Source organism: Streptomyces sp. NPDC001750 (assembly GCF_042892615.1).
Classification (GTDB): Bacteria; Actinomycetota; Actinomycetes; order Streptomycetales; family Streptomycetaceae; genus Streptomyces.
Genome location: NZ_JBIAUE010000012.1, coordinates 237,685 through 248,171 on the forward strand (window position 1 = coordinate 237,685; position 10,487 = coordinate 248,171).

At 70.6% G+C, this 10,487-nt stretch carries 7 protein-coding genes; 2 read left to right on the forward strand and 5 right to left on the reverse strand.

What is annotated here, in order from left to right; translation table 11 throughout:
• Positions 1 to 123: 123 nt before the first annotated feature.
• The 5 genes from ACFYY6_RS20495 to ACFYY6_RS20515 all read right to left on the reverse strand — a co-directional run bounded on the left by ACFYY6_RS20495 (position 124) and on the right by ACFYY6_RS20515 (position 5,467).
• Entirely contained in the window at positions 124 to 906 is a 783-nt protein-coding gene (locus tag ACFYY6_RS20495; protein ID WP_351521990.1) for an ABC transporter permease, read from the reverse strand.
• Entirely contained in the window at positions 903 to 1,904 is a 1,002-nt protein-coding gene (locus tag ACFYY6_RS20500; RefSeq protein ID WP_386607338.1) for an ATP-binding cassette domain-containing protein, read from the reverse strand. Before ACFYY6_RS20500 ends, ACFYY6_RS20495 begins: the two co-directional genes overlap by 4 nt.
• Positions 1,905 to 1,979: 75 nt before the next feature.
• Positions 1,980 to 2,822 (reverse strand): DUF4097 family beta strand repeat-containing protein, encoded by an 843-nt coding sequence (locus ACFYY6_RS20505; RefSeq protein WP_351521986.1) that lies wholly within the window; start codon positions 2,820 to 2,822, stop codon positions 1,980 to 1,982.
• 399 nt (positions 2,823 to 3,221) lie between these two features.
• Positions 3,222 to 3,737, reverse strand: coding sequence for a toxin-antitoxin system HicB family antitoxin (locus ACFYY6_RS20510; protein WP_351521985.1), 516 nt, complete (start codon positions 3,735 to 3,737; stop codon positions 3,222 to 3,224).
• A gap of 245 nt (positions 3,738 to 3,982) precedes the next feature.
• Positions 3,983 to 5,467: an MFS transporter gene (locus ACFYY6_RS20515; protein WP_351521983.1), complete on the reverse strand. Its 1,485-nt coding sequence runs from the start codon at positions 5,465 to 5,467 to the stop codon at positions 3,983 to 3,985.
• A 112-nt stretch (positions 5,468 to 5,579) separates the two neighbouring features.
• Here ACFYY6_RS20515 and dusB point away from each other — a divergent pair, with 112 nt between their 5' ends.
• Together dusB and ppdK are read left to right on the forward strand one after the other, a co-directional pair.
• Positions 5,580 to 6,728: a tRNA dihydrouridine synthase DusB gene (gene dusB / locus ACFYY6_RS20520; RefSeq protein WP_351629825.1), complete on the forward strand. Its 1,149-nt coding sequence runs from the start codon at positions 5,580 to 5,582 to the stop codon at positions 6,726 to 6,728.
• A gap of 693 nt (positions 6,729 to 7,421) precedes the next feature.
• Positions 7,422 to 10,169, forward strand: coding sequence for a pyruvate, phosphate dikinase (ppdK, locus tag ACFYY6_RS20525; protein ID WP_389194493.1), 2,748 nt, complete (start codon positions 7,422 to 7,424; stop codon positions 10,167 to 10,169).
• Positions 10,170 to 10,487: the final 318 nt, after the last annotated feature.

Below are 10,487 nucleotides of genomic sequence, written 5' to 3' on the forward strand. Positions count from 1 at the left end.
GCCCCGTCGGCCGACGGGGCGTCCGGGAATGGAAGCCGGACCGCCACGGCGGAGGGCCCGAGTGGATCGGGGCCTCCGCCGTGGCGCGTTTTCAGGGATCGAGCGCAGTGGCGGGACGGGCTCTCAGCGCTTGGTGGTGCTGTTGAACAGCGAGCGTGACCAGACATAGCCGACCAGGGCGATGCCGACGCACCAGGCGAGCGAGATCCAGGCGTTGTTCCCGACCTCCGAGCCGGAGAGCAGGCCGCGCAGGGTCTCGGTCATCGGTGTGAACGGCTGGTGCTCGGCGAACCAGCGCAGGCCCGGCGACATCGAGTCGGCCGGCACGAAGGCGGAGCCGAGGAACGGCAGGAACTGGATCAGCAGCGGCTTGTTGCTCGCGGACTCGACGGTCTTGGAGATCAGGCCGAGTGCCACCGACAGCCAGGTGACGGCGAACGCGATCGCCGCGAGCAGACCGGCCGCGGCCAGCCACTCCAGCGGGCTCGCCCCCGAGCGGAAGCCGACGGCGAGCGCCACGCCCACGACCAGCACGGTGCACACCATCGTCTGGACCACGCTGCCGAGGACATGGCCCGTCATGAACGACGAGCGCGTGATGCTCATGGTGCGGAAGCGGTTGATGATGCCCTCGGTCATGTCGGAGCAGACCGCGATCGAGGTCGACATCGAGCCGGCGGCCACCCCCATGACGATGATCCCCGGGGTCAGGTAGTTCAGATACGCGTCCCGGCCGCCGCCCATGCCGACGCCGATCGAGTCACCGAAGGCGTACACGAACAGCAGCAGCATCAGGATCGGCGTCATGGCGCTGCCGAACCCCACGCTCGGATAACGGATCGCGTGCTTGAGGTTGCGCCGCAGCATCGTCATCGAGTCGTGCACGGCGTAGGCGAGGGTGCTCATCGCAGGGTCTCCTTGATGTGAAGCGCCGAGGTGGTGCCGGTGCCGGTGGTGCCGTCGCCGGTCAGGGCGAGGAACACGTCGTCGAGGTCGGGGGTGTGCACGGAGAAGTCGGCGGCCCGGATGCCGGCGGCGTCGAGCCGGTCGAGCAGGGCGCGCAGCGCGTCGATGCCGCCGTCGCCCGCCACGCGCAGGGCGAGGTTCTCGTCGTCGCGGGCCGCGCCGGGGAAGGCGGCGCCCGCGCGCTCGTACTCGGCGGGGTCGGTGAACCGCAGCCGTACATGGCTGCCGGGGATCCGCGCCTTGAGCTCGTCGGCGGTGCCCTCGGCGATGATCCGGCCGCCGTCGAGCACGGCGATCCGGTCGGCGAGCTGGTCGGCCTCCTCCAGGTACTGGGTGGTGAGGAAGACGGTGGTGCCGCCCGCGACCAGCGAGCGCACCGTGTCCCACATGGTGCGGCGGCTGCGCGGGTCGAGCCCGGTCGTCGGCTCGTCCAGGAAGATCACCCGGGGGTCGCCGACCAGTGTCATGGCGATGTCGAGCCGACGCCGCATACCGCCGGAGAAGGTCGCGGCCCGCTTGTGCGCGACGTCCGCGATGTCGAACCGCTGAAGCAGCTCCCGGGTACGGGACCGGCCTTCGTGCCTGCCGAGGCGCAGCAGGTCGGCCATGAGGAGCAGGTTCTCCTCGGCGGTGAGCAGGTCGTCGAGCGCGGCGAACTGCCCGGTGACGCCGATCGCGGCGCGCACCTTGTCCGGTGACGTGGCGACGTCGTGGCCCGCCACCAGGGCCTGCCCGCCGTCGGCGGCGACGAGCGTGGACAGGATCTGCACGGTGGTGGTCTTGCCGGCGCCGTTCGGTCCGAGCAGCGCGAACACGGACCCGGCCGGGATGTGCAGATCGATGCCGTCGAGCACGGTCTTGTCGCCGTACGACTTGCGCAGACCGACGGTGGAGACGGCGGCGGGCGGTCGTGAACCGGCCGTCCCTGGTGTGGGCATGACAGAAGAAGACATGGGGTCCTCCCGTTCGAGGGCTGGGGTGACTGGGGAGCGGGCGAGTCGGCGAGCCGGTGCTCAGACCTTGGCGCGGCGGATGTCGATGTTGCCCCAGCGGGTCCGGGCACGGACCTCGACGGTGTTCTCGGCCTCCGTCGGCGGGGCGGAGTCGGCGAGTGCGTTGTGCACCTGCCCGCGCTCGGAGCTGACGTCGAGCCAGGCGGCGGTGCCCTCGCGGACGCCGACCTCGATGCCGCCGTAGGCGGTCTCCAGGTGGACGACCCCACCGGCGACCTCGGCGACGCGCAGGGCGCCGTGGGCGGTGGTGGCGGTGACGGAGCCCTCGGCACGCTCGATGTCGATGTCGCCGTGGGCGCCGCTCACCCGGAGGTCGCCGGTCACGGCGGCGACGGTCGTGTTGCCGTGCGAGTTCTTCAGGACGGCGGAACCGTCGACGGTGCCGACGCGCAGGCTGCCGGAGCTGGTGGTGATCCCCGCCGTACCCTCGATCCGGTCGATGAAGACCGAGCTGTGGGAGGCGTTCAGCCGGAGCGGCCCGGTCGCGTCGAGGCGGACGTTTCCGCCCGAGGTCTTCACCTGGACCTCGCCCAGCCGGCCCTCGCCGACCACCTGGGTCCAGGAGCCGGTCAGGTCGACGCGCGAGCCCGCGGGCAGCTCGACCGACACGTCGACGGCGCCGGTGGGGCCGATCAGGTAGCGCTGCTTCGTCCTGATGGTCAGGACGCCGCTCGCGTACACCACCTCGGTCTGCTCGGCGGCCCGCACGTCCTTGTTCTGCTTCGGGCCGGCGGGCCGCACCTCGACGACCGTGTCCAGGCGGTCGCTCGCGGTGAACCGGATCGAGCCGGCGCCGACGTGTGCGGTGACCGAAATCGGTTCGGGAGTGTCGAAAGAAGGCATGGCTGTACCGTCCTCATGAGTCCTTGGGGCGTCCCCGCTGGTGGGACGTGGTGTGGGTGGAGTGGGGCGGACGCACCTAGTGCCGCTCCCGGCAACGTTTGCCCCCGTCGCACCGTCCGGCACGCACGCTCGCGGCGTTGGCCGAAAGTCCATGTAGCCCGCTACGAGGGCTTTCGGCCGCCTTGCGATCGCACGACCGGACGACGCTCCTTCCGGGCAAACCTTGCCGGTCACGGCACTAGTGCTGTGGCCGGAAGGGTTTGCCGGGGAGCTCGCGGCGTCCGGTGCGGTGCGTCGCGAGGCGGAGGATCGTCCTCGGGGACGTACTCGCGTGGTGCGACAACGGGGCGAGGTGCCGTGCCGGGCGTCGCGAGCCGGTGAACCCTTCCGGTCGCAGCATCAGCGCACCCAGCCCGTGAAGCTCTGTCCGGTGGTACGGGACTTCTCCGGGGTACGCGCTCGCGCGCCGCCCTCGACCGCGGCCGACACGGCCCGCACCAGCCACGCGTTGACCGACAGGCCCTCGCGACTCGCGGCCTCCTCGGCGCGCGCCTTGAGGTGTGCCGGCAGACGCAGATTGACGCGGGCGGTGCCGCCTTCGTCGCTGTCGGCGGGCGCCTGCGCCCTGACCGGTTCGACAGGGGCGACGGCCGCTTCCGTGACGCCGCCGCCGGGCGGTGGTGTCACCACGAAGTCGGGGTCCAGCCCGCGCAGCCGTACGTCGACCGAGCCGGGGGCGAGCTCGCGGGTGATCTCGTCCATCGCGGCGGAGAGGACATTGAGCATGGTCAGACGGGTCGCCGACTCCAGAGGAGCGGTGAGCCGTTCGGCCAGCTCGCGGGCGTCTTCCCCGCCGGCTTCGGCGGCCACCGCGAGTTCGCGGCGCAGGGTGTCGACATACGGGGTGAGGTCCATGGCGCCATAGTGGCATCACTGTGGCGCCATGCGCAAGCCCCGGCGGCGTCTTGTGTGGGGGTGTTGCGAGGGTGTCCGCTCTGACCTGCGGAAACATGATGGAGGTGGGCTGAGTCGTGGTGGCATCACGCCTGCTCGTGCGCCAGCGGTTGTGCGGGATGGCGCCAGGTGGTGCCAGGTGGTGCCAAGTGGTGCCACTTGGTGGCGCCGCCCCGTCCGGCGGCCGGAGCGGGGCTGGAGCGGCTTCAGGCCCGGGAGCTCGCCGTGGGCTGCTTCCCGACGCGGGCGGCTGTCCGGGCCTCCAGGCGCACGGCGGTCCGGCGCGCCGTCTCCCGTGCCCAGCGCCCGCTCGTCAGCGCCCCCACCAGCAGGACGCACAGCCCGCATCCGGTGATGATCCACCACGCCGGCCTGCCCGCGTCCACGAAGGCGGCCGCGTACGCGGAGCCACGCGGCGATCCGGTCCCGGCCACGCCCGCCGCGAGCACCGCGCCGATCACGGCGACCCCGAGCGTCCCGCCGACCTGCCGGCTGGTCGAGGCGACGGCCGCGGCCACCCCGGCCTGAGCGCGGGGCATCCCGGAGACGGCCGTGTTGGTGATCGGCGCGTTCACCATGCCGAAGCCGATGCCGAACAGCACGTACCCGGTGAACAGCAGGACGTTGTCCGTCTCCGCCTCGAACGCGGCGAACATCAGCCCGCACGCCGTCATGGCCGTCCCGGCCACGAGCAGTGGCAGCCGCGGACCCCGGCCACCGACGAGCCGTCCGGACAACGGGGCGCAGACGAAGGTCAAGGCCGCCATCGGCAGCATGTACAGACCGGCGTGCAGCGCGCTCAGTCCGCGCACGTTCTGCAGGTAGAGCGTGTTGAGGAACAGGAACCCGCTCAGCGCGGCGAACGCGCAGACCGCTATGGCGGTGGCTCCGCTGAACGGGGCGCTGCGGAAGAACCGCAGGTCGATGAGGGGTTCGGTGCGCCGCGGCTCGTACAGCAACAGCCCGGCGAGGGCTGCGACGGCGAGCACGGCGAGTCCCAGGACATGCGGCGCGGTCCAGCCCACCGTCGGCGTCTCGATGATCACGTACGTCAGCGAGCCGAGCAGCGCCATCACCAGGAGCTGCCCCACCGGGTCCGGGCGGCGCGGTTCGGGGGCGCGGGACTCGGGGACGTAGCGCCAGGTGAGCAGCAGCGCGAGGAGGCCGACCGGCAGATTGACCCAGAAGATCGAGCGCCAGCCGACCGAGTCCACCAGCAGCCCGCCGACCAGCGGACCCGCCGCCATCGAGATGCCGACCACGCCGCCCCACACCCCGATGGCGCGGGCCCGTTCGCGTGGGTCGGTGAAGGTGTTGGTGATGATCGACATCGCGACCGGGTTCAGCATCGAACCGCCCACCGCCTGCACCATCCGGAACGCCACCAGCGACTCCAGGTTCGGCGCCAGGGAGCAGAGCAGCGAGCCGAGGGTGAAGAGGACCAGCCCGGTCCGGAACACCCGGCGACGCCCGATCCGGTCGGCGGTGGACCCCGCGAGCATCAGCAGCGAGGCCAGCACCAGGGTGTAGGCGTCGATCGTCCATTGCATGCCCGCGACGGTGGCGTGCAGTTCCTTCTGGATGGAGGGGAGGGCGACGTTCAGGACGGTGTTGTCGAGACTGACGATCAGCAGACTCATGCAGCAGATCGCCAGCACCAGTTGCCGTCGGCGATGGCTGAGCTCGGGCATGCATTGATAGTACGGTTAACTAATGAATCCCGCCGACCGGGCGGGGCCGGACGGAGTACTTCACGCCACGGACGGCGGCGGACCGCTCCGCGCCGTACGCGACAATGGAGCAATGACCACGTTCGCCCCCTCGCTCCCGCAGCTCCGGATCGGCCCGCACACGGTGCAGCCGCCGGTGGTGCTCGCCCCCATGGCCGGCATCACCAACGCCCCGTTCCGCACCCTGTGCCGGGAGTTCTCCGGGGGCAAGGGGCTGTTCGTCAGCGAGATGATCACCACCCGGGCGCTGGTCGAGCGCAACGAGAAGACCATGCAGCTGATCCACTTCGACGCGAGCGAGACCCCGCGCTCGATCCAGCTGTACGGGGTGGACCCGGTCACCGTCGGCAAGGCCGTCCGCATGATCGTCGACGAGGACCTCGCCGACCACATCGACCTGAACTTCGGCTGCCCGGTCCCCAAGGTGACCCGCAAGGGCGGCGGCTCCGCGCTCCCGTACAAGCGGCCGCTGCTGCGCGCGATCCTCAACCAGGCGGTCTCCCACGCGGGCGATCTGCCGGTCACCATCAAGATGCGCAAGGGCATCGACGACGACCACCTCACCTACCTCGACGCCGGCCGGATAGCCGTCGAGGAGGGTGTCAGGGCGGTCGCCCTGCACGGCAGGACGACCGCCCAGCACTACGGCGGCACCGCCGACTGGGACGCCATCGCCCGGCTCAAGGAGCACGTCCCGGAGATCCCGGTGCTCGGCAACGGCGACATCTGGTGCGCGGACGACGCGCAGCGGATGATGCGCGAGACCGGCTGCGACGGCGTGGTCGTCGGGCGCGGCTGCCTGGGCCGTCCCTGGCTGTTCGGTGATCTGGTGAGCGCGTTCGAGGGCACCGGGACGAGGCGGGAGCCCCGGCTGCGCGAGGTCGCCGGCGTGATGCTGCGGCACGCGACGCTGCTGGGGGAGTGGCTCGGCGACGAGGCGCGGGGCGTGATCGACTTCCGCAAGCACGTCGCCTGGTACCTCAAGGGCTTCTCGGTCGGCTCGGAGATGCGCAAGAAGCTGGCGGTCACCTCCTCGCTGGACGAGCTGGGCGCGCAGCTGAACGAACTCGACCTGGACCAGCCGTGGCCGGACGGAGCCGACGGGCCGCGCGGGCGCACCTCGGGCAACAACCGCGTGGTGCTGCCGGACGGCTGGCTGAAGGACCCCTACGACTGCGCGGGCGTGAGCGCGGACGCGGAACTGGACACATCGGGCGGCTGAGTGCTGGTCGCGGCCGGCCTCCCAGGGCCTGCGACGGCGCCGAGGGCCCGCCGGGGACGTACGCCCCGGCGGGCCCTCGGCCTTTCCGCGGCCCGGCGCCCCGCGCCCCTCCCGGCGCCTGTGCCCCTCCCGCACATGAGGCACCGCGTGCCGCTACAGATGGCGTACTCATCTGAGCGTCGAATCCAGCCAGATTCGGCGATATTTGGCCAGATGGGCATCTGGATGCGCTCGTTACGCACGCCGCGAAGCGGGTTTGCTCACGCTGAGCTACCATTTATTGATCAATGTGTGACCGTCGGGCGTTTTTGACGTGTCCAGATGGTGACATCTGAGCGCCACCCGTAGAGTGATTCTCGCCACTCTGAGAGTCGCGCCGCTCAAATGAGCGCAATTTCGAGGGGTGCATTTCTCAAATGATGGCACTCGGTGCCAGTGGCTCGTATTTTGATCGATCGACGCTTCCGTTGCGCAGAGTGGTCGTTCGCGGCAGCATTGATTGCGGCAAGTGGTGATGTGTTCAAGAAGTGAATACTTGTCTTTGGTGGGAGGACGGGCTGCGTCACTTTCGATCTGCTGGCGGACGAGTGGCCGAGCCCCCATGACGCGCAAGTGGACGTACCCAGACACCTTCGATCTGGGTATGTTCCTCGCCGTCAGGGCAGCCACCGCGTCTTCGAGGAGTCGAGACCCGTGTCGGAAAACAAAGATCCCCACGTATCCAACCCGGAATCCCCGGCGTCCCAGGGGCAGAAGTTCGTTTACGACTTCACCGAGGGCAACAAGGATCTGAAGGACCTCCTCGGGGGGAAGGGCGCGAACCTCGCCGAGATGACCAACCTCGGTCTCCCCGTTCCTCCGGGGTTCACCATCACCACCGAGGCGTGCAAGGTCTACCTGGAGAGCGGTGCGGAGCCGGCGGAGCTGCGCGACGAGGTCAGCGCCCACCTCGACGCCCTTGAGGCGCGGATGGGCAAGAAGCTCGGTCAGGTGGACGACCCGCTGCTGGTCTCGGTCCGTTCCGGCGCGAAGTTCTCGATGCCCGGAATGATGGACACGGTCCTCAACATCGGTCTGTCCGACAAGTCCGTGGCCGGTCTCGCCACGCAGGCGGGCGACGAGCGGTTCGCGTGGGACTCCTACCGGCGCCTCATCCAGATGTTCGGCAAGACCGTGCTCGGCGTCGACGGCGACCTCTTCGAGGAGGCGCTGGAGGCGGCGAAGGAGACCAAGGGCGTCACGGTCGACGTGGATCTCGACGCGGCCGACCTGAAGAAGCTGGTCAAGCAGTTCAAGAAGATCGTTTCGAGCGAGGCCGGACGCGACTTCCCGCAGGACCCGCGCGAGCAGATGGACCTGGCCATAAAGGCGGTCTTCGACTCGTGGAACACCGACCGGGCCAAGCTGTACCGCCGCCAGGAGCGCATCCCCGGCGACCTCGGCACCGCCGTCAACGTCTGCTCGATGGTCTTCGGCAACCTCGGCCCCGACTCCGGCACGGGCGTCGCGTTCACCCGCGACCCCGCCAGCGGCCACCAGGGCGTCTACGGCGACTACCTGCAGAACGCGCAGGGCGAGGACGTGGTCGCCGGTATCCGGAACACGGTGCCGCTCGCCGATCTGGAGTCGATCGACAAGAAGTCGTACGACCAGCTGATGCAGATCATGGAAAAGCTCGAGACGCACTACAAGGACCTGTGCGACATCGAGTTCACCATCGAGCGCGGTCGGCTGTGGATGCTGCAGACCCGGGTCGGCAAGCGCACCGCAGGTGCCGCCTTCCGGATCGCGACCCAGCTCGTCGACCAGGGCCTGATCGACGAGGCCGAGGCACTCCAGCGGGTCAACGGGGCCCAGCTCGCGCAGCTGATGTTCCCGCGCTTCGACGAGGAGGCGGACACCGAGCTGCTCGGCCGGGGCATCGCGGCCTCGCCCGGCGCCGCGGTCGGCAAGGCCGTGTTCGACTCGTACACCGCGGTGAAGTGGTCCCGGTCGGGCGAGAAGGTCATCCTGATCCGCCGCGAGACCAACCCCGACGACCTCGACGGCATGATCGCGGCCGAGGGCATCCTGACCTCGCGCGGCGGCAAGACCTCGCATGCCGCCGTCGTCGCCCGCGGCATGGGCAAGACCTGCGTCTGCGGTGCCGAGGAGCTGGAGGTCGACACCAAGCGCCGCCGGATGACGGTGGGCGGCCGGGTCGTCGAGGAGGGGGACATCGTCTCCATCGACGGTTCCACCGGCAAGGTGTACCTGGGCGAGGTGCCCGTCGTGCCGTCCCCGGTGGTCGAGTACTTCGAGGGCCGGATGCACGCGGGCGCCGACGACGCCGACGAGCTGGTCTCCGCCGTGCACCGGATCATGGCGTACGCGGACCGGGTGCGCCGGCTGCGGGTGCGCGCCAACGCCGACAACGCCGAGGACGCGCTGCGGGCCCGCCGCTTCGGCGCCCAGGGCATCGGCCTGTGCCGCACCGAGCACATGTTCCTCGGCGAGCGGCGCGGGATGGTCGAGAAGCTGATCCTGGCGGACACCGACGACGAGCGCGAAGCCGCGCTGGCGGAGCTGCTCCCGCTCCAGAAGGCCGACTTCATCGAGCTGTTCGAGGCGATGGACGGACTGCCCGTCACCGTGCGGCTGCTGGACCCGCCGCTGCACGAGTTCCTGCCCGACATCACCGAGCTGTCGGTGCGGGTAGCGCTCGCCGAGGCCCGCCAGGACGCCAACGAGAACGACCTGCGTCTGCTCCAGGCAGTGCACAAGCTGCACGAGCAGAACCCCATGCTCGGTCTGCGCGGCGTCCGTCTCGGCCTCGTCATCCCTGGACTCTTCGCCATGCAGGTACGGGCGATCGCCGAGGCCGCGGCCGAGCGCAAGAACGCCAAGGGCGACCCGCGCGCCGAGATCATGATCCCGCTCGTCGGCACGGTGCAGGAGTTGGAGATCGTCCGCGACGAGGCCGACCAGGTCGTCGCCGAGGTCGAGGCGGCCACCGGCACCCAGCTGAAGCTGTCCATCGGCACCATGATCGAGCTGCCGCGTGCCGCGCTGACCGCCGGTCAGATCGCCGAGGCCGCACAGTTCTTCTCCTTCGGCACGAACGACCTGACCCAGACGGTGTGGGGCTTCTCCCGCGACGACGTGGAGGCATCGTTCTTCACCGCGTACCTGGAGAAGGGCATCTTCGGGGTGTCGCCGTTCGAGACGATCGACAAGGACGGTGTCGGCTCGCTGGTCCGCAGCGCCGTCGAGGCCGGCCGGGCCACCCGCCCGGACCTGAAGCTGGGCGTCTGCGGCGAGCACGGCGGCGACCCGGATTCGGTGCACTTCTTCCACGAGGTGGGCCTGGACTACGTCTCCTGCTCCCCGTTCCGCATCCCCGTCGCCCGCCTCGAAGCGGGCCGGGCGGCGGCGGAGTCCGTCGGCAGCGACAGCCGCTGACGCGGTCCGTCCCCCGACTTCCGGGGCCGCCGCCCGCCGGTTCGTACCCCTCAGCGGCCCGGCGGCGGCCTCGGAACTTCCGGTAACCGGGAATTCCGGAGCCGGACCTCCGGAGCTGGAACTTCCGGTAGCGGGAATTCCGGCACCGGACCTCCGAAGCCGGGACGGCCCCTGGGCGTGAAATCCCGAGGCGGGGGGCCCCGGGGGGGGGCCCCCCCCCCCCCCCCCCCCCGCCCCGCCCGGCCCCCCCCCCGGGGGGGGCCGGGCCGCGGCGTGCCAGCCCGGGGCGGGCGGGGCGGGGCCCCCCCCCCCCCCGCG

What these genes read in the sequence shown, in the direction of transcription:
- ACFYY6_RS20495 (WP_351521990.1), bottom strand. Translation starts at nt 906, where the DNA reads ATGAGCACCCTCGCCTACGCCGTGCACGACTCGATGACGATGCTGCGG.
- ACFYY6_RS20500 (WP_386607338.1), bottom strand. Translation starts at nt 1,904, where the DNA reads ATGCCCACACCAGGGACGGCCGGTTCACGACCGCCCGCCGCCGTCTCC.
- ACFYY6_RS20505 (WP_351521986.1), bottom strand. Translation starts at nt 2,822, where the DNA reads ATGCCTTCTTTCGACACTCCCGAACCGATTTCGGTCACCGCACACGTC.
- ACFYY6_RS20510 (WP_351521985.1), bottom strand. Translation starts at nt 3,737, where the DNA reads ATGGACCTCACCCCGTATGTCGACACCCTGCGCCGCGAACTCGCGGTG.
- ACFYY6_RS20515 (WP_351521983.1), bottom strand. Translation starts at nt 5,467, where the DNA reads ATGCCCGAGCTCAGCCATCGCCGACGGCAACTGGTGCTGGCGATCTGC.
- dusB (WP_351629825.1), top strand. Translation starts at nt 5,580, where the DNA reads ATGACCACGTTCGCCCCCTCGCTCCCGCAGCTCCGGATCGGCCCGCAC.